Source organism: Schlesneria paludicola DSM 18645, assembly GCF_000255655.1.
Classification (GTDB): domain Bacteria; phylum Planctomycetota; class Planctomycetia; order Planctomycetales; family Planctomycetaceae; genus Schlesneria; species Schlesneria paludicola.
Genome location: NZ_JH636435.1, coordinates 3,308,678 through 3,328,514, shown reverse-complemented (window position 1 = coordinate 3,328,514; position 19,837 = coordinate 3,308,678). Strand labels below are relative to the sequence as shown.

The 19,837-nt window shown below is 56.6% G+C and carries 13 protein-coding genes; 11 read left to right on the top strand and 2 right to left on the bottom strand.

The annotated features are described in order from the left end of the window. Window positions 1-94 precede the first annotated feature (94 nt). A complete protein-coding gene (locus OSO_RS48890; RefSeq protein ID WP_010587042.1) occupies window positions 95-2,374 on the top strand; it encodes a serine/threonine-protein kinase in 2,280 nt (759 codons plus the stop codon). 161 nt (window positions 2,375-2,535) lie between these two features. After that, a complete protein-coding gene (locus OSO_RS0132380; RefSeq protein ID WP_010587041.1) occupies window positions 2,536-3,267 on the top strand; it encodes an RNA polymerase sigma factor in 732 nt (243 codons plus the stop codon). 106 nt (window positions 3,268-3,373) lie between these two features. Here OSO_RS0132380 and OSO_RS0132375 read toward each other — a convergent pair whose 3' ends face one another. Beyond that, window positions 3,374-3,985 (bottom strand): hypothetical protein, encoded by a 612-nt coding sequence (locus OSO_RS0132375; RefSeq protein WP_010587040.1) that lies wholly within the window; start codon window positions 3,983-3,985, stop codon window positions 3,374-3,376. Window positions 3,986-4,690: 705 nt separating this feature from the next. Between OSO_RS0132375 and OSO_RS48885 the strand changes: the two genes are divergently transcribed. The 7 genes from OSO_RS48885 (at window position 4,691) to OSO_RS0132340 (ending at window position 15,987) form a co-directional block, all read left to right on the top strand. Next, window positions 4,691-7,240, top strand: coding sequence for a fibronectin type III domain-containing protein (locus OSO_RS48885; protein ID WP_010587039.1), 2,550 nt, complete (start codon window positions 4,691-4,693; stop codon window positions 7,238-7,240). Window positions 7,241-7,529: 289 nt separating this feature from the next. Continuing rightward, window positions 7,530-9,035, top strand: coding sequence for a S41 family peptidase (locus OSO_RS46010; RefSeq protein WP_237729356.1), 1,506 nt, complete (start codon window positions 7,530-7,532; stop codon window positions 9,033-9,035). A gap of 156 nt (window positions 9,036-9,191) precedes the next feature. Then, window positions 9,192-10,328: a prenyltransferase/squalene oxidase repeat-containing protein gene (locus tag OSO_RS0132360; protein WP_050986225.1), complete on the top strand. Its 1,137-nt coding sequence runs from the start codon at window positions 9,192-9,194 to the stop codon at window positions 10,326-10,328. Between the two features lie 233 nt (window positions 10,329-10,561). Then, entirely contained in the window at window positions 10,562-12,241 is a 1,680-nt protein-coding gene (locus OSO_RS0132355; protein ID WP_010587036.1) for an MFS transporter, read from the top strand. Between the two features lie 85 nt (window positions 12,242-12,326). Further along, window positions 12,327-12,671, top strand: a complete 345-nt coding sequence (locus tag OSO_RS46005) for a hypothetical protein (protein ID WP_010587035.1) — start codon at window positions 12,327-12,329, stop codon at window positions 12,669-12,671. Between the two features lie 373 nt (window positions 12,672-13,044). Continuing rightward, on the top strand, window positions 13,045-14,472 hold the full coding sequence (locus tag OSO_RS0132345) for a hypothetical protein (RefSeq protein WP_010587033.1): 1,428 nt from the start codon (window positions 13,045-13,047) through the stop codon (window positions 14,470-14,472). 45 nt (window positions 14,473-14,517) lie between these two features. Beyond that, entirely contained in the window at window positions 14,518-15,987 is a 1,470-nt protein-coding gene (locus OSO_RS0132340; RefSeq protein WP_010587032.1) for a DUF1501 domain-containing protein, read from the top strand. 152 nt (window positions 15,988-16,139) lie between these two features. On the opposite strand, the gene OSO_RS0132335 is transcribed toward OSO_RS0132340, so the two are convergent. Continuing rightward, window positions 16,140-17,012, bottom strand: coding sequence for an inositol oxygenase family protein (locus OSO_RS0132335; RefSeq protein WP_029247717.1), 873 nt, complete (start codon window positions 17,010-17,012; stop codon window positions 16,140-16,142). 335 nt (window positions 17,013-17,347) lie between these two features. Here OSO_RS0132335 and OSO_RS0132330 point away from each other — a divergent pair, with 335 nt between their 5' ends. Beyond that, window positions 17,348-17,689 (top strand): DNA-binding transcriptional response regulator, encoded by a 342-nt coding sequence (locus tag OSO_RS0132330; RefSeq protein WP_157605589.1) that lies wholly within the window; start codon window positions 17,348-17,350, stop codon window positions 17,687-17,689. A gap of 193 nt (window positions 17,690-17,882) precedes the next feature. Continuing rightward, window positions 17,883-19,571, top strand: coding sequence for an ATP-binding protein (locus OSO_RS0132325; protein ID WP_040593493.1), 1,689 nt, complete (start codon window positions 17,883-17,885; stop codon window positions 19,569-19,571). Window positions 19,572-19,837: the final 266 nt, after the last annotated feature.

Genomic DNA, 19,837 nt, shown 5'->3' with positions numbered 1-19,837 from the left:
CTGAAAACCTTGATGTTGCCGATGCCCGATCCGAATTGGGATAGGTTCAGGGGACGTGGTGAGAAGTGCGATTTGATAACCGGGAAGACGTCGCATGTCGCTGCCAGTGGTTCCAGGATTCGAAATCACTGAATTGATTGGCCGCGGGGGAATGGGTCGCGTCTATCGAGGCCTCGACCGTCGTTTGGGCCGGGTCGTCGCGATCAAAGTTTTGATCGACCCCGAAGATCCGGAACTCGTGTCTCGGTTCGAATCGGAAGTGAAAGCGGTGGCGAGTCTGTCGCATCCGAACATTGCCCGGTTGTTCGAGTTTGCGAAAACGGAATTGGACCAGCCGTTCTGTGTCATGGAGTTTGTGAGCGGTGGGACGTTGGCGGATCGGCTGTCTGGCCGACCGGTGACGGGGAAGACCGCCGCAGAAATTCTGCTGACGCTCGCTCGCGCCGTTCATGTCGCACATCAGGGGGGGATTGTTCACCGCGACTTGAAGCCGGCCAATATTCTGATTGACGACGCTCCGATCGAACCGCAATCCCCGGTTTCGACAAAGGCGAATCACCTCGGTCATTCCATTTCAGTAGGGATGCGTACGACACAAATTGGCCGTGTGACCGATTTGAGTTCACAAGTTCCCATTGTGAATGCAGCAGCCCTACGAATTACGGATTTCGGCCTGGCGCGACGCATTGCGGCCGATAGTCGTCTGACGCGTACGGGACAAATCATGGGAACGCCTGCGTATATGGCCCCCGAACAGGCCTCGGGCATGGTGACGCGACCGGGGCCGGGTGTCGACATCTATTCACTTGGAGCAATTCTGTATGAGCTTCTGACCGGCCGCCCACCGTTCCTGGGGGCGGACAGTGTCGAAACGATCATGTTATTGCTTTCGGAAGATCCTCCTTCGCCGCGAACTTTGCAGCCGACGGTTCCCCACGATCTCGAGACGATTTGTTTGAAATGTCTTGAGAAGCGATCGTCACGGCGATACTTGTCTGCCGACGAGTTGGCCAACGATTTGGCTCGCTTCCTCGATGGACGTCCGATCCTTGCCAAGCCGGCGTCGACATGGCAACGACTCAAAAAATGGGCTGCTCGAAATCCCTGGAAAACAGCGGCAATCGCCGTGTTTGCGGCATCAGGAATTGCAGCCATGATCGGTTTGGTCCTCCTCGAATCGGCCTATCGTCAGGTTGCGCAAGGGAACCAGGAATTGTCGCAGGCGAATCAACGCTTAAGTGACGCCAATCGCGCGATCACCGATGCTCGTGATTTGACCAAGGAGTCGCTCGATCGGATCGTGAACCGCGTTCGCGACAATCTGTACGAGGTTCCGCAGGCGACGAAAGTCATGCTTGAAACCAGTCACGATTCGGTCGAGTTGAATCGTCGCCTGATCCAGATGCAACCAGACGATTTGGAGGTCGCGCATCGTTATGTCGATAGTCTCTATCAGCATCTGTTGCTGGAGTGGCTCCACGGAGATCGTGAACGCGTGGCTGCAATCTTCCAAGAGCTTCAATCGGCGCTCAAAACAGCGCTTGCGCGGTATCCCGATGATTTGAAGCTGAACATCACTCGCTTGAAATTGATGTTGGATCAGCGAAACCCGACCCGGCGTGATGTCTTCGCGCTCGATCAGAACGAGCCCGGCGATGGCGATGCGGATGTCACTCGCGCCGTGCAGACGTTGCTGGACCAGCATCCGGGCGAACCTGAGGTTCTGAAGCTGGCCAGTCTTTTCACGCAAGAGTCGATGAACGCCGCGATGCAGTCGAATGACCTGTCCGCGTATGTTGCCGCCGGACGAGAACGCGTTGAATTGGCCCGCCGTTACTGGCAATCAGAATCCAATCCGGGCCGCAAAGCCGATGCACGATTGTGGCTGGTTCAGGCGCAACGCGTCCTGGCGCAAGGGCTGGCCATGGTGAACGACATTCCAGCGGCGGAAACGATCTTGCAGGACGCACTTTCGCAGCTTGGTACAACCGAGACAGACGGTAATCGTCGGGCACTGCGATTTGAGCAGGCGCAGCTCGCGTTCGATGCGGCGCGGATTCGCGAAAAGCAGAACGATCCATCGACGGGGCTTGAGGGCTATGCCACGTCGCTGGGGTTGTTTGAAGGGCTGGTCCGTGACTTTCCGGACGATCTGACCTATCGATTGCCGCTGGCCGTGGGATTGATTCGGTCCGCGTCCCTGGCCCACTCGCTCGGACAGGTTGATGTTGCTGTCGAACGGCTGAAACGTGCCGATCTGCACGTGCAGGCCATGCTGCAGCTCAATCCTGAGCATGTGGAAGCCCTCACGATGCGGGACGCGATTCCCAGATTTCTCATGCAGATTGAAGCGACTCGGCCGAAGTCGGATTAGAATCAATCTCGTTGCCCTTTGAGATCATGGCGACTGGCTGCGTACAGATGCAAAGCCGCCATCAGGTCGTGAATGCAATGTGCCTGTTTGCCGGATTTCCGTTTTGACACGGCAAAAACTGTGAAAAGAACCTGTGAAGACCTTGCAAGTGGACTCTGCAGATGACGGAAGAGATCATCGAAGTCATTGAGACGCGGTGGAGCTTAATTCAGCACGCGCATTCCTCGGGGCAGCCCGAATCGGCGAGCGACGCCCGGCGGTTGCTCGTCTTGCGGTACTCGCCTGCGATTCGCAGGTATGTGGGTGGGATCGTGCGGAATGATGATTTGGCCGACGAGCTCTCTCAAGAACTCCTGTTGCGGCTGATGCGCGGTGACTTCGGAGGGGCCAATCCTTCCTTCGGGCGATTTCGCGACTTTTTAAAAATGGCGATTCGGAACCTGGCGCGAACCGCATGGCAGAAATCGCAACGAAGAAAAACGGTTGATGTCGAACTCGACCTGATCGGCTCGGATGCAGGAGATTCAGCGGATCGTGAATGGACAGATCAATGGCGGAAATCGGTACTCGATCATGCCTGGAATCGCTTTCTGATGGATCAAGGGGGGAAGTCAACTGCTGGATATCAGGCCCTGAAATTGAAAATGGAATTCCCCGATGCTGACTCTGACGAACTGGCCGAGCGACTGAGCCATCAGACGGGGACCGCGATTCGAGCCGACAATTTTCGTCAGATCCTCAAACGAGCTCGCACGCGGTTTGCAGCCCATCTGTTCGACGAAGTTCGTGCGGGATTGGAATCCGAGTCGATTGCGAGCCTTGAGGAGGAACTCTCCGCTCTGGGGTTGCTCGACTTTGTGCGTCACGATTTGCCTGCGTCTCAGGGGGAGTGACAGGTTGGCCTGCGTGATTGATCGACGCGAACCTGTCAGGGAACGAAAAGGGGTCGCGTACGTTCGTATGCGACCCATGTCAGTCCACGACAGACATCACTTTAAGTTACTGACGGTAAGTCAATGGCTGCCACCAGCCTTGACCGTTGCTCATCCAGTATTGGCCGTGGATGTCCATGCCGAAATAGTTCCCACTGGCACGGTCCTGGAAAATTTGGCCAGGTGTCGCATTCGTGGGCAGTTGATAGCTTGAGCCATCAGAACCACTGACATATGTCGCCTGTGCCGATAAGTTCTCACCGCGTTGGCGGGCCCACTTGTCTTGGACAGCATTGCGGTAGTCGTTCGTATCACGCTGAAGCTGCGCCGAGTATTGCAGGTAGGCGTTCATGTTCGCCTGATCGCGCTGATGAATCATTTGTTGTGATTGGATCGCTCGCGCCGTCCCTTCAGGTGTGAATCCGCCTGTTTCAGCATAGCGGAAGCAGTAGCTGGGGAAGTCGAGGCGTCCGCCTTGCTGCTGGTACTGAAGATACATCTGGCGAACGTAAGGATTGTTCATGTTCGATTGGACAATGTTGTTTGTCGTTGCCTGCATCTGACCATTCAAGCGGGCGTTGAACGCGGCGTTCATCGCATTCAAGTCTTGGCCAAATGTGTCTCCGGCAGTCATGGCGGTGCAAACGGCAGCGAGGGTCGAGACGATTTCTTTCAGCATGTTGGCGTTCCTTGGTCTTGAATCAGGTGTGGTTTGGCGAACTCGTTTTTTTGTGTCATGTTCGCCGGATGCCACCCATACTTCCGCATGACATGGCTGTGACACGGTTTGTCGGAAGTTTTTGAGATTTTGGTCTTCTTCGTCGTCGTTTAATCATCGTTCGGCGTTTTTTTGTTTGTGTAAGTTGTTTTTTTGTAATGAGTTGTGGTGTTGCTTTGTGGCGTGTTTCATGCGTATTTCCTTGTCGCGACGCAGGAACGTTTTCTCGTTTTTCTTTGTCACCAAGCTCCCGATTGGTGACGCCTCTGTCGATTTTCACCTCTGTCGAGTCGGAAAGTGGTCTGGGACGACATGCGCATTTTCGATGTGCCGGAAGCGTTGCCAAGTGGGAGCGTGGTAACGAGGAGTGCCGACGAATCTCGGGGCACGCCCAAATGAGTCGCGCGAAGAAAGCTGTCGTGGAAGCAAGAAACGTGAGCTTGTGATCCAGGTGAACGGTGACCAAATTGAGTGCTATGTTCGACTCTACGGGCTCACCTCATTGGGTTTCTTCCAAACCTCGCTGAATTGACGATAAGTACTGTTGAGTCAATCTCGACGGAACGAGGTAGGCCGCTTTCGATCGATTCACCGGACGACAGTTTGAGTCAAGCTTCCGGTGATCCGTGTCAGGCGAGTTCTGTCACTTTTCGCGGAATGACTGAGATGAACAGATACGTTGTCCTTCTGATGGCGCAGTGGGATCGAGCTCGTACACGACATTCGGCACGATCGCCGCGGCGGCACCCGGGACATGGACTGTTCCCCTACGCATCGGGCGCGATCGCGTTGGAAATTGAGCGGATTGAACCGCGTATTTTGATGTCGGCGGACGGTGTCCTCGCGAAACTGATCGCGACGCCGACGTATGAAGTCGTACCGAGTGCGGGGCCCGCCCAAGCGTACGCCTCGACCGGGCCTACCGGATATTCGCCCAGCCAGATTCAAGCAGCGTATGGCTTCAACAAGCTTTCGCTTTCGAGTGGGGCGAACGGAGCAGGGCAGACGATCGCGATTGTGGATGCTTACCATTCGCCGACGATGCTGGCCGACTTGCAAGCGTTCGACCGTGCATTCGGCCTTGCCGATCCCCCCAGTTTGACGATCGTGTCTCAGACAGGCAGCACGACCGGTTTGCCACAGACCGATCCGACCAAAGGGTGGGAACTCGAAGCGGCGTTGGACGTCGAATGGGCACATGCACTGGCTCCCGCCGCAAAGATTGTGCTGGTTGAGGCCAACAGCGCCAGCTATGCCGACCTGTTGGCGGCCGTGCATACAGCGGCCGGTATGCCCGGAGTGTCCGTGGTTTCGATGAGTTGGGGCGGCGGGGAATTCTCGTCCGAAGCCTCGTACGATTCGGTCTTCACCACACCGGCGGGACATCAGGGGGTGACCTTTGTTGCGTCGACGGGAGATAACGGTGCACCGGGTGGCTTTCCGGCTTACTCGCGGAATGTCATTGCGGTGGGCGGAACGACGCTGACGTTGGGATCATCGGCAGCCTACATTTCTGAATCTGGCTGGTCTGGTAGTGGTGGCGGGGTCAGCCAATACGAATCCCAGCCGACCTATCAGAACGGGATTGTGACTCAAACGACAACCAAACGATCCGCTCCCGATGTTTCATTCGATGCCGATCCGAATACGGGTGTCGCGGTCTATTCGTCCTTTTCAAATGGGTCAAGCAGTCCCTGGGCGCAAGTGGGCGGAACCAGTTTTTCGGCGCCGTCGTGGGGAGCGATCGTGGCGATCGTGGATCAGGCTCGCTCACAAAGCGGCTTGAGTTCGCTCGACGGCGCGACGCAGACGCTGCCCATGCTGTACAACCTCAGTAAGACAACGCCGTCCGCGTTCCATGATGTTACGAGTGGCAGCAACGGTTACACGGCCGGGGCCGGGTATGACTTGGTCACCGGACTGGGAAGTCCGGTTGTGAATGTCCTGGTCAACGCGTTGAGTGGCACGACCACTTCCACATCGAAACTCGTTTTCCAAAGTTCGCCTGTGACGGGTACGGCCGGTCAGGTGCTGTCACCGACCCTGAAGGTGCAGATTCAGAACGCGGACGGTCAAGTCGTGACGACCGACAATTCGATTGTCACGTTGTCAATCTCCAGTGGGCCGGGAAGTTTTACCAGCAGCAGCACGGTCAGCGTCCGCGCCGTAAATGGAGTGGCGACGTTCAATAATCTCGTGCTGAACACAGCCGGAACGTATAAGCTGAGTGCCAGCGACGGTAACATGGCCGCCGCCGTCTCGGGCAGCTTGACGGTCTCACCTGCGAGCGCCTCGAAAGTGGTCTTTTTGACGGGACCTGCCAATACGGTCACAGGCCAGACATTGGCACCGGTGACCGTTGCTGTCGAGGATTCGTTTGGAAACGTGGTGACGGCCGATCATTCAACGATCACAATTTCCGTCGCGAGCGGACCCGGGGCATTGGCCAATACGAGCACGGTCAGTGTGCAGGCGGTAAATGGGGTCGCGACGTTCAACAAGCTGATCCTCGCGACGACAGGAACCTACACGTTGCGGGCAAGCGACGGTGCGTTGATCTCGGCGGTTTCCAGCACATTCACGATCGGGGCGACCTTGGCGTCGCCTCAGAATGTGATCGTGGTGGCGTTGTCCACGACAGCGGCCAAACTGTCGTGGAATGCGGTGTCGGGAACCCAGGGGTATCGCATTTTCCAGGTGATCGGAACTCAGTCTTACTTGTTGGGGACGGTCAGTTCGTCCACGACAGCCGTTCAGGTGACCGGGATCACCGCCGGAAGCCGGGTCTCATTCAAGGTTGAAGCTTATAACAGTTCAACGGTCGCTGACTCGGCCGTCGTCAGTGTCACGATGCCATCGGTGACGCTGAACGCACCCACTGTCACCGTGCGTGCGACCTCAGCCAGCACTGCACTGCTAACGTGGACGGCCGTCGCGGGGACGCAAGGGTATCGGGTGTACTACTTGAGCGGAGGCGTCCGGACCTTGCTGGGCGCCGTTTCGGCGAACGTCACCAGTCTGAACATCACTGGGATGAGTGGGGGAACGGGCTATCAATTCCAGATCGAAGCTTACAGCGGCACCACCGTCAGCGATTCGGCTTGGGTTGCTGTGACGATGCCGTCGAACAAGGCGCGCGCGTCTGACGTTCTGCGTGAGGTTGTGCCAACGCCAAACAATTTCTTCGCGTCGCTGCGTCGCTCCAGCCCGGTTTAGTGGCATAGGCACTCTCAGTGCGGACAGGTTCGTGACCTCGTCGGCGGGCCCGTTGGCCGGCTGGCCACCAGTTCCTCGACGTGCCGATTCTGCAGAAATTCGATGCCGGGTGGTCTCCTGACCTGACTTTCAGGAGGGCGGCGTGTTGCGGTAAACCCTCGCCGATCACCGTTGCGTATCTTGTCGGTCTGATGCGAACGACGTATTCTTCCGTTGTCGACCGGCGGTGCGTTGCAGACATGCAGCGGTGTCGCGCCCTCGGCAGATCGATTTGATGGAAGGAAACACGATGATGGAATGGCGGCGGTTCGGGTTCCTGGTTTTCTCTGCAGTGATCTGGGGCAATCTGTTGGCCGGGTCTGCCCGGGCGGCCAGCGAGGACGAATACTTCGAGCTGATGAAGATCTTCGTCGATACCTTCGAACAGATCGATCGTAACTATGTGACGCAAGTTGATCGCCGGGAACTGGTCGAAGCGGCCATGCGCGGCATGATCAATAAGCTTGATCCGTATTCCTCGTACATCGACAACAAAGAAATCCGCAGTTTCAACGAGCATGTTGAGCAGGAGTTTGGCGGCATCGGAATCCAGGTTACGGTGGAAGACCGAACGCACCAGCTCATGGTGATGACGCCGCTACCCGGGACGCCCGCTTATCGTGCGGGTGTGCGTGCCGGTGATCGCATTCTCGAGATTGATGGCAAACCCACCTCGGAGTTTGTCGAAGGCCGCGAAATGGAATCGGCTGTGAATCTGATGCGCGGCAAGCCTGGGGCTCCAGTCACCATCAAGATTCAGCACATCGGTTCCGAAACACCCGAAACGATCGAAATCACTCGCGCCGTCATTAAGACTCCTACGGTTCAAGGTGACCACTACGATTCCAACGGTCAGTGGTCGTTCTGGGCCGACGAGAAAGAAAAGATTGCTTACCTTCGATTGACGAGTTTCGGTCGGAACAGTGCCGAAGAGATGCATGACGCACTGAAGAAGTTACAGAAGGACGGAATGCGGGCGCTGATTCTTGATATGCGATTTAACCCTGGTGGGCTTCTGACCGCCGCTACGACGATCGCCGACTACTTTATTTCGAGCGGCGTGATCGTCAGCACAAAAGGCCGTAACACCGAGGAACACGTGGTGAAGGCACTGAAGGCCGGAACTTTTGGCGGCTTCCCGATGGTCGTGCTGGTGAACCGCTACAGCGCCTCGGCCAGTGAAATTGTGAGTGCGTGCCTGCAGGATCACAAACGCGCCATTATCGTCGGCGAACGAACCTGGGGCAAAGGCAGCGTCCAAAACGTGATCGACCTGGAAGACGGCAAGAGTGCCCTGAAATTGACGACGGCGACGTACCATCGTCCAAGCGGCAAGAACATTCACCGGTTTCCGAAAGCGACGGAAGCCGATGAATGGGGCGTGATGCCGGACGAAGGCTTTAATTTGCGAATGACTGACATGGAAATGAAAGAGCTCTTCACGTCCCGGGCAGATCGCGAAGTGATTCGTACGGATGGATCGGCACCCAAGTCGGATTTCGTGGATCGACAAATGGACGCGGGGCTCGACATTCTCAAGAAGCAATTGGCTGAAGGAAAGACGATTGTCGAACAACCCGTCGAAAAGGACTCTGCCAAGGCAGGCGACGCCAAACCGGGTGAAGGTGACAAGAAGGTCGATGACAAGAAGTCGGACGGAACGTCGCTGGTGCGTCCCGCTTCGCGTACGCCTTATGTTGATGCCATTCTCGAGTACTGGCGTACGCAGTTCGGACGCAAAGTGATCGCATTGTAAGGGGACCCGGGCCGAATGGATTTCATCACCGCTTGAAGTGGTCGCAGGGATGACTTCGTCAGGCCGGTGGACGCCTGGAATCGGCCTCATTCCTGTGGTTTCTCGTTGATTGCCGCTCATCAACGGTCAAGTCGAGTCTTGAAAAGGTTTGCTGTCATGCCTCGAGTGCTGCCGATCCTGTCGCTGCTGCTGTTGTCGAGTGTCATGTTGTGTCTGGGAACGGAACTGGCCGCTCAAACGGTTGGTCCCAACGCGGATCAGCTCGCCAAATCGAGATTGCGCGCGACCAATTTTCTGAAGACAACTCAAGCGACCGATGGGAGCTGGACTTCGCCCGAAGCTCCTGGGATTTCAGGGCTCGTCACGTTCTCGCTTCTGCAGGGGGGTGTGCCTGCCAGTGATCCGGTCATTGAAAAGGCATTGAAACACCTGCAGACGTTCGTGCAGGGGGATGGGGGGATCTACTTCCCGAAAAGTCATCACAGCAACTATGAAACGTCGATCTGCCTGCTGGCCTTCAACGCCGCGAATCAGTCCGGCCGATACGACAATTTGATCAAGCAGGCCGACAAGTTCTTGCGAAAACTGCAGTGGGACGACAGCGAAAAGTGTGACAAGTCTGATCCGAAGTTCGGCGGCGCTGGATACGGTCGGACGGGCGATCGACCTGATTTGTCGAATACCACGTTCTTTCTCGACGCCCTGCAGGCGGCCGGTGCGAAGAAGGACGACGCGGCGGTGCAGAATGCGCTCGTGTTTCTGTCACGCTGTCAGAATCTGGAATCCGAATACAACACCACGGCATTCGCATCGAAGGTGAACGACGGTGGCTTCTACTACACACCGGCCGCAGGGGGAAACTCGCAAGCGGGCAATACCGACAACGGTGGGCTGCGATCGTACGCCAGTATGACTTATGCCGGATTGAAAAGCATGGTGTTCGCCGGACTGACGCCCGATGACAAACGTGTGAAGGCCGCGCTCGAGTGGATTACGAAGCACTACTCTGTGGAAGAGAATCCCGGTATGGGGCAGCAGGGCGTGTACTACTATTTTCAGGTGTTCGCGAAATCACTCGCAGCCCTGGATCTCGACTATGCACAGGATGCGGATGGCAAAGGACATGACTGGCGCAAAGAACTTGCCGAGCATTTGTTCAGCCTTCAGCAAGAGAACGGTGCCTGGTTGAACAAGAATGAGCGGTGGTACGAAGGCGACCCGAATCTCGCGACAGCATATACGCTGATGGCGCTGAAATACTGCGACCCCAAACTCGTCACTAAGGGGAAGTAGTCGCGTCCCCTTGCGAAAATCCGTCGTGGTGTTCCAGGCGATCCGAGAAAACTGAGTTCTCGGATCGCTTTTTAATTTCCGGACTGAGCGATCTCATCAATTGTGCTCGAAAGTGGTATGTCCAGATTCCTTCGTCGCAGGGGCCATCGTCCCATAATTGCCTTTTGATGTGAATCGGGTCACAATTCCTGGGTGATCGAACGCTCGAGTGGCTTTAGTGGAAGAGACGACCTTTGAATCCGCCATCCGCAACCCATACCGACGTCGGCGTACCACAGATCCCCGCCGCGACTTCTTCTACCGATGCGAGTTCCGCATTCGGGCGCTGGATGGCACTGATTGCTGCACTACTCGGCTGGATGTTTGACGGTGCCGAGATGGGGGTGTTCTCGATGGTCGGGCGTGCCGCCATGCAAGACCTGTTGGGGATCTCGGGAGTTCCCACACCGGCGCAAGAACAACAAGTCGGCATGATGTTCGGCGTCGTCATAGCGGTATTCCTGGTGGGGGCGGCCACGGGGGGCGTTCTGTTCGGGTGGCTCGGTGATCGGATCGGGCGAGTGCGTGCGATGAGCCTTAGCGTGCTGACGTATGCGCTTTTCACGGGGTTCTGCGGGTTTGCTCAGTCTCCACTTCAGCTTGGTGCATTGCGATTTGTGGCTTCGCTCGGAATGGGTGGCGAGTGGTCGTTGGGGGTCGCACTGGTGATGGAAGTCTGGCCCAATCGTTCACGGGCGCTCATGGCCGGTTTGATCGGTGCGGCCGCAAACGCAGGATATCTGCTGGTGGGAATCATTGGGATTTGTCTGACGGCCATGTTGACCACGTTTCGGACCTCGTTCCTGGAGATGGGGCTATCCGAGTCTCTGGTCAATATGCTGCTCGCCAATAAGGGCTGGCGGTTGATGATGATGTTGGGAACACTTCCTGCCGTCCTGACCTTTTTCTTTCGGATGTTTGTGCCCGAATCAGAAAAATGGGAGCAGGAACGTGGTCGCGGCGGCACCTCGATGTGGTTAACGACCGACCTCGTGGGCGTTCTCGTCGGAGCGATCGGACCGGGGCTGATTGTGTGGGTGTGGGCCGATTCGCGAGTGGACAATACTTGGCGCATCGTCGGAACGATCTTCGGCATGTTTGTGGCTGCGGTCGGATATATCTATCCCGTCCTGCGTTTTCTGCAGCGAACTTACGCAGGTTCATCGGCAGCCAATAACCAGACGGGGCGGACGATCCGGCGCATGTTGTTGGCGGCCTGTTTGAGCGGTGTGGCCCTGATCGGGACCTGGGGGTCAACACAGTGGGCGATGACCTGGGCCAATCAGTTGTCGGAGCAGGACAAGAAGGTCGCAGCCGCAACCGAGCCCGTCGCCGCAGACGCATCCGTCGAGCCGCACTGGTTCACGTCAGGAATGGCGACCAACCCGCGCGAGTACACTCAGATTGCCACTTCTGTCGGTGCGATTGTGGGAACGATTCTCGCAGCGATGATGGGGGACTGGTTTGGCCGAAGAATCGCTTACTGCGTGTTGTGTCTGCTCTCATTTCTGTCGGTGCTGTGGTTCTATCAGTTCCACGCGCATTTCGGTGTCGAGTTCTTGTTTGCTTCGTTCGTGCTCGGGGCATGCACGGCGTCATTCTATGGCTGGCTGCCGCTCTATTTACCGGAACTGTTTACGACGAATGTGCGCGCCACGGGGCAAGGTTTCAGTTTTAATTTCGGCCGAATCCTGGCGGCAATCGCCGGTCTTCAAGTGGGGGCTCTTCTAAAACTGGTTGCGGAGTACAAGACGTACGCAGGGTTGCAAGGAGGATATCCGGTGGCCTGTAGCATCATTTGTGGCGTGTATCTGGTCGGGATGGCATTGATCTGGCTGGCACCGGAAACGAAGGGCAAACCCTTGCCGGAATAACCTGACGTGAACGCGGGGTTGAACCGCACGGGCGGGGCCGCTTCAATTGTGATGCGGGCAGCATTGTGTGGTACCGAGGTTTGCGATGGACGATGACATTCAGCGTGGCGAGCAATCTGACTTCGATTTACCGCAGGCCACAAACGACGCCAGTCCCGAAATTTTGCCCGATCCAGAGCCCGATACGCGACTGTACGTGCCGGACAACGAGGACTGGAACGTTCTGATTAAACGCGATTCTGAGCGAATTTATTGCTATGCCAAAGAGCCTGGGCAGGATTGGTTCCATCTGATCCTTGGCGGCGAAATCTACCTGACACGTCAGCACGAACGCTATTGTTTGCGCTGCGCGTTGCGTCTGAATTTCGTGACGCAAGACCGCCTGTTCTGGCAGCATCGGGTGCCCAAGAAGAAGCCGACGAATCTTTGAAAGAAGGTGTTGCGAAGCGGCAACTTCGGTACGAGGGAAGGCTTGCATGGTTCGATCGTTCAAGCTTCTCCTTGTTACCAAGCTCTGCTTGGTAACACTCCGTGTTTGCAGACGGCACACGGAGGAGGCCTTCCTCTCGCTTTTCACCTCGGCAGAAATCGCGTTGCGAGAGGCGTTCCCAAGCGGGAGCTTGGTAACGAGGATATCTTTGAACGAGGAAATGTCTGGGGTGAGGGACAACGTTCCCCAACCATCCGCGCAAGAGCGAAATCTACCGACGTTGAGAACGTGAACCCTGTTTTTCACTCAAATTGGTGGATATAATAAAGACAGATAGTCTTTTTTGTGTGTCGAAGCCAACTGAGATTGATTCATGACGATTCAAGCCGTCGACGCCGGGCCAATCGCTTCCGAGCGTTCCAATTCGCTTTGGACCATTCGAACAGGAATTCGCTTGTTCATTGTTTTGGTCGTCATCTCACCGCTGCTGATGCGGATGTGGTTCGTCAGCAAAGTGCCGTACATTGATGAACCATTCGATGTCGAAGCCTTTGCAAAGATCGAGGTTCCGTCGGAGGACAATGCGTTCGTCCACTACCGCAAAGCCGAGCGATTGTTCGAGGCCGCGCGCCTCGCGGATATCGCGAACAATGAGCCCGATCTCACGGCACAGATGGTCCAAGTTCTCGAGAACAGTTGGGAGACGGTTGCGGAGAGCACGCGTCTGGGGAAGTGGTTCGAAGCACGGCGTCCAGCCCTGGAGGAATGGCGCCGTGGGACAGAATTGCCCAACGCACAGTATCACTTGATTCGCGATTCCCATTGGGAAACGCTGCTTCCCGTTACGACGGCACTGCGAAACTTTGGGCAGATGGCCGAATGTGAAGCGGTACGGCTCGAAGCGCTTGGTGATTTCTCTGATGCTCTAAAATGGCACGTGGCCGTGATGCGCTGCAGCTTTCATTCGGGCAAGTATGGATTCGCGGTCGAGCGGCTCGTTGGGATTTCGCTTAACTCGGTGGCATGTCAAGGATTCAATCGTTGGTCCGAGCACCGCGGAGTGACGGCGGAACTACTACGACAGGCGATCCATGAAATCCAACGTGCAGAACAAATGTCGGCACCGATATCGCAAACACTGAAGATCGAATACTCGCTGATGAGAAAGTCCTGCGGCGAATCGAATTGGATTCGCGCCATCGACCTCGCCACTGGAACGTCCGCCGAGGAGCCGATCGTCAGCGGGCTGAAAGCATACTATTGGTTGATCGGTGAGCCGTACTACACGCAGATGGTCATGCGGCACCTTCTTGGGAATCAATTGACCGAAGTCGACAAGCCGATTTCAGAGCGTCACGCCTATTCTGGAAAGGGTGTTGCGTTACTCTTCAACCCCGATCCAGAGGGATTGCCGCGCCACCAACTAGGTCCTGCGGCGATTGAGCAAGCGGTCCAACGCTCGAAATTGGCCACGGCCGTCGCGGCGGGGCCGCTCAAAGATTTGGAAATCGCCGTTCAGCGGCAGTTGGCGCGGACTGCGTCGCTCATTGCGGCTTTGGCCGCACAGGCTTACCAACGCGATCATCAGGAATATCCTCAGCAGCTTGATGAGGTGGTTCCGAAGTATTTGGATGCCGTTCCCGTTGACCCGACCGATCAACTGGGAAAGGCGGTTCGGTATCATCGTGAATCGCCCGAATCTGCTTTAATCTGGTGCGTCGGCCCGGATGGAAAAGACGAGACCGTCGATCCTCAGCTGGCGCGCAAACTTGGATTTGGGATCGATTTGAAATCGCATTGACGTCTCAAATGAGGCGACGAGAACCCCAGACGAACTTGGTAGGCCATGTCGCAACTGTTATTCGCTCCACCTGCATCCGAGTTTTCGTCCCGGCGTCAGTTTCTTCGCCGGGCAGGGAATGGATTCGGCTCATTGGCTCTGGCAGGGCTCTTGGCTCAAGAAGGGCGCTTGGTCCATGCCTCGCCCGAGACCGCGCTGAACCCGTTGGCATCGCACGCGGGACATTTTGCAGGGCAGGCGAAGTCGGTGATCTGGCTATTCATGAATGGCGGGCCTTCACAGGTCGATACGTGGGATTATAAACCGGAGCTGGAAAAGCGAGACGGCAAGGAGTTGACGGGGTTCGATCAAACGACGGGTTTCTTTGCGGGGCTCGGCGGGCCGCTGATGAAGTCGCCGTTCAAGTTCGCGCGGCACGGCGAATGTGGGGCCTGGGTCAGCGACATCTTTCCGAAGATGGCCGAACATGTCGATCGGATGGCATTCGTCTATTCCTGCTGGACCGATTCCAATAATCATTCCCCCGCGCTGTTTCGTTTGAATACCGGCATGTCGCGACAGGGGTTTCCGTGTGTCGGCGCGTGGGTCACCTATGGCCTAGGCAGCGAAAGCCAAAATCTGCCCGGGTTTGTCGTGATGTACGACACGCTGGGACGCGGCGTTCCTAAAGGTCACGCGCAAAACTGGGGTGCGGGATTCTTGCCGAGTATCTATCAAGGGACGGCCCTGAAACCCCAGGGTGACCCCATCGAGAATCTGCGCCGCGTCAACGACCAGTCCGATACCCAGCAACGCGCGCAACTGGATCTTCTGGCGTCGCTCAATCGCGAGCACCGGGATCGGCATCCGACTGAGACGGAACTTGCCGCGAGAATCGAATCGTTTGAACTGGCGTATCGCATGCAGATGGCCGCGCCTGAGGCATTGGACTTGGCAGCGGAGTCCGAATCCACGCAGAAATTGTATGGCCTCGACAATCCCAAGTGTGCTCATTTTGCCAAGCAATGCCTGACAGCCCGACGACTGGTTGAACGTGGTGTGCGCTTTGTTCAGATCTATTCGGGCGGTATGGAAAACGAACGCAGTTGGGACGGGCATGCCAATATTGCCGGAAATCACACCGGTTTCGCGGCCGAAACGGACCAGCCGGTGGCGGCTCTTTTGACTGATCTTGCTGGCCGAGGTTTGTTGGACCAGACGCTGGTTGTCTGGGGCGGCGAGTTCGGCCGCTTACCGCTGGTCCAAAAAGGAGGAACAGGCCGCGACCACAATCCGCATGCGTTTACCACCTGGTTTGCGGGTGGAGGCATCAAGGGAGGAACCCTGTACGGTGAGACCGACGAGATTGGTTACAAGGCTCTCGTCGATCGTGTCAGCGTCAATGACTTGCACGCCACGATCCTGCATCAGTTGGGGCTGCACCACGAGCGACTGACCTATCGCTACAACGGCCGCGATTTCCGATTGACTGACGTCAGCGGCCGCGTCGTGAACGAGATCCTGAAGACGTCATAATCGATTCGTCCCACTTTGCATTTTCTTCTCTCTGTGTCTCCGTGCCTCTGTGTCTCGCCTACCTCCCGCTGCACCCACCGGTACGTTTCGCGTACTTGGGGAACACATTGGTGGGGCGGGAGACACGGAGACACAGAGGCACTGAGAAGAGGTTACCAGGCGAGTTTACCGGGGAGGTATTTCTCGATCAGGGACGTGTAGTAGTCTGATAACTGCGACCAGTCGGGTCGGTTTGGGCTTTTCGAATACAGGTCGTATTGATTGAACTTCATGACCCAGGGCAACATTTCGCGGTCGTGGTCATCGACCAGATCCTGATATTCGTTCTCGCGGTGCCAAGGGTAGCATGAGTGGTACCGGATCATGTATTGCGCCGGTTCCGGCAATGAACAACCCGCCTGTGTGATGACATGAAACAGGTACTCGTCGTGTCCCCACGACAGGTGAATATTCTTCAAGCCGCAGCCGCGTTCGTAGACCCCAAGAGGCGTGTTGAAACGCGGGTTCCGCGAATCAGGGTTGTCCTGCAGGAATTCGGGGTAAACGATGCGATTGCTGAAAGCGCAGCCCACTGGAAAGGTGTCGCCGACAACCGCCCATTGCGGTTCCCCAAACAGGCACAGGACCTTGCCAAGATCGTGGATGAATCCGGTCAGGACGAACCAGTCGTCATGTCCATCGGCGCGAATGGCTTCGGCCGTTTGCAGCAGATGTTCGCGTTGCGAGAGACTGATATCGGGATCGGAATCGTCCACCAGCGTGTTCAGATACTCGACCGCCTCGAGCACCGTCATTTCGCGTTTCTGCAGCGGCAGGTAGGTGCGTTTCTTCTCTTGAACGAAGTCATATGTCTGGTAGCGATGGTTGAGTTGATAGAACTCGCGGACGCCGTCCCGGGTACTAGAGTCGTACTTGCGATAGTCTTCTTTCGCTTTTTCACCCGGGACGGGGTAACGGGCTTCGACGAAATCGTCCCAGTCATCCAGTCGGCTGAGCGGGTTTCCCGACGGCGCGTGATGATCCATGGCGAGCTCCTGAAGATCAATCGAGCGATGTGCTGCCGATAGTATCCCCGTGAACTGTCGCGGGATCAATTCCGATTTGCGATCAATCTCGGCTCGCCTGGTGAAGTCATTCTTTCTCTGACCCAAGCTCCCGCCCTCGTTTTGACTGGTGAGTGATTGTTGCCAAACGTCCCTGGTGTCAACCCCGTTTCCCTCGTTCGGCGAAGATTGCCGAATTGCTTTTGACACGAATTCGGGTTCGAACTACAACCCGCGTCGGTCGATGCTGGCCCATGGATGGGGCCTGTATCGAGTGCGATCGATCGACGAAACGCCACCCACGGAAGGACGGCGGAGTGAATTCAGCACCGCATGTTTTGGTGATTGATGGAACCTCGGATACCGAGGCTGTGCTGAAGGCGGTTTTGGAACCGCGCGGCGCCCAGGTTGAGCGGGCTCGCAGTGCTCTCGTTCACCGACGAGCCGACGATCTGGCGTCTCCCCATGTCGTGGTCATCGATCTCGACGAAGCGTCTGGCGATGCCACGGCCTCGCGATTTGGCGAGTCGCATCGGATTCTGATCGGTTCGGTCAAAACTTCGGTCGACAAAGGGGATCGGTTTCTGTCGAAGCCGTTTCAGTACCCTGAACTCCTACAGACGATCGAAGACCTGCTCGCCCTGCCACCTGCGGGTTAAGCGATTGGCCGTTTGAATCAGGAATCTGCCTCGAACGCACGTCGCGCGAAGTCAGGTTTTCTTTCGATCTCTGAATTCCCGACTCGGATGTTGCCCGTTCGGTGGGCGCGTTCGATATGATTGACGTCTGGACGTGCGCCGCCGGGCTGCGCGTGCGTTGTGCTTGACGTTTGTTGTTCGGGATGTGGATGTCGTGAAGAAGGCCTCGTTGCTCGTCGTCCAGGGGGTTGAACAGGGGGCTCGTTTCGAGTTGCTTGATCGCCCCCTCTCATTGGGCCGTGACGCACGGAACGAGATCCGAATTCTCGACAGCGAAGTCTCGCGATTACATGCGACGGTCCAGCGTGTCAAAGACGATTTTGTCCTGACCGATCGCAACAGTTCCAACGGGACTTTCGTGAACGGGGTGGTCATTCGGTCTCATGTGCTGGTGGACGGAGACCAGATCCAGTTAGGAAATTCACTGCTCCTGTTTAGCGATTCCTCGCGTGAGAGTTGGAAAGACACGGCTGCCGATCGCGTGCAGTTGCTGCGTCGCCATGATCCGGCGGATCGATCGAGTATCGTGACCCATCTGGGACACGATTTAGGCGTCAGCGAACCACGGTCGCAAGTCGCGGCGGGCGACTCGCCGCATATTCTGTCGGTTCTGTACCGAATTACCGAAGAAGTCACCCGTCCGTCGTCTTCTCTCGAACAGACACTGCAACGGACGCTGGATCTGACGGTTGCTGCCGTCTCGGCCGATCGAGGCTGTGTGCTGTTGACCGATCCGCAAACGGGCGAGATACATCCGCACATCACCAGTCAGCGTGTACCGGGCCCGCCCGGAGCACGAATGCCGATCTCGCGGACGATCGTGGATTATGTGTTGAAGTCGAGCCAGGGGGTTCGTTCAACCGATGCGCAGAATGACAGTCGATTCAATTCCACGGACAGTATCTATGAGGCGGGAATTCGCGAAGCGATGTGCGTCCCCATGCAGGGGCGTCACCAGTTGATGGGCGTGATTTATATTGACATCACAACGCCTGGCGATTTTCTGACGCTGTCCAGCGAGAAAGCAGCGGGCTTCCGCGAGGATCAGTTGCGGTTGCTGATCGCCATCGGTCGTCAGGCCGCGCTGGCCGTGGAAAATCATCGCTATCAGCATGCCTTCGTCAAAGCCGAACGACTGGCTGCGATGGGGCAAACCATTGCGACGCTCAGTCACCACATCAAGAACATTCTGCAGGGCGTTCGCGGCGGAAGTTATTTGATTGATATGGGACTGAATGATCACAACGAAGATCTGGTTCGCAAAGGCTGGCACGTTGTCGAAAAGAACCAGAACAAGATCTACAACCTGGTCATGGACATGCTGACGTTCAGTAAGGAGCGTAAGCCGGCGTATCAACAGGCTCAGCTCAATGAGACAGTCCACGACGTGGTCGAATTGATGCAGGCACGGGCGGCTGAGTGTTCGGTTGAGTTGCGGTATCAGCCGGCCGAGAACTTGCCACTCAGTACCTTTGATCCGGAAGGGATTCACCGTGCGATCCTGAATATCGTGACGAATGCCATCGATGCCGTGGAAGGATCGGATCACGCGACAGTTAAAGTCGAAACGGGTCTGGATCAGGCGGCGGACATGTTCTGGGTGGCGGTCTCGGACAACGGGCCGGGAATCGTCGAAGACCAGTTGCAGCGGATTTTCAACGTCTTCGAATCGACGAAGGGCGCACGCGGGACGGGATTGGGATTGGCCGTCAGCCAAAAGATTATTCGCGAACACGGGGGCGAGATCACCGTGAACAGTCGCCTGGGTGAGGGCTCACGCTTCAAGCTCGCCTGGCCAAGGCTGGATGACGAACCGCATTCCGGCTCACGCACACACGCGTGAGTTTGGTTGATGCCGGATCGGTTGCTGGTCGTGTGCTATTCAATGGGGGCCACGATTGTGTCTGTGTCGCGCTTTGGTCTGTCTTCCCTCGTTCCCAAACTCCGTTTGGGGACGCTTCGTATCGCCTGATTTTGCCTTCAGAAGGGTCTCAGGCCGCATTTCCTCTCTGCAGAAACTGAGATTACAAGAGGCGTCCCCAAGCGGGACGGCCCGTTGATTTAATCGCCGAGCGTGAGTGGTGACGACGAGGATTAAGGAGTTAGGGC

Coding starts and splice junctions, on each gene's coding strand:
- OSO_RS0132375 (WP_010587040.1), bottom strand. CDS start 3,985: ATGCTGAAAGAAATCGTCTCGACCCTCGCTGCCGTTTGCACCGCCATG.
- OSO_RS46005 (WP_010587035.1), top strand. CDS start 12,327: ATGGACGATGACATTCAGCGTGGCGAGCAATCTGACTTCGATTTACCG.
- OSO_RS48890 (WP_010587042.1), top strand. CDS start 95: ATGTCGCTGCCAGTGGTTCCAGGATTCGAAATCACTGAATTGATTGGC.
- OSO_RS48885 (WP_010587039.1), top strand. CDS start 4,691: ATGAACAGATACGTTGTCCTTCTGATGGCGCAGTGGGATCGAGCTCGT.
- OSO_RS0132380 (WP_010587041.1), top strand. CDS start 2,536: ATGACGGAAGAGATCATCGAAGTCATTGAGACGCGGTGGAGCTTAATT.
- OSO_RS0132360 (WP_050986225.1), top strand. CDS start 9,192: ATGCCTCGAGTGCTGCCGATCCTGTCGCTGCTGCTGTTGTCGAGTGTC.
- OSO_RS46010 (WP_237729356.1), top strand. CDS start 7,530: ATGATGGAATGGCGGCGGTTCGGGTTCCTGGTTTTCTCTGCAGTGATC.
- OSO_RS0132335 (WP_029247717.1), bottom strand. CDS start 17,012: ATGGATCATCACGCGCCGTCGGGAAACCCGCTCAGCCGACTGGATGAC.
- OSO_RS0132345 (WP_010587033.1), top strand. CDS start 13,045: ATGACGATTCAAGCCGTCGACGCCGGGCCAATCGCTTCCGAGCGTTCC.
- OSO_RS0132340 (WP_010587032.1), top strand. CDS start 14,518: ATGTCGCAACTGTTATTCGCTCCACCTGCATCCGAGTTTTCGTCCCGG.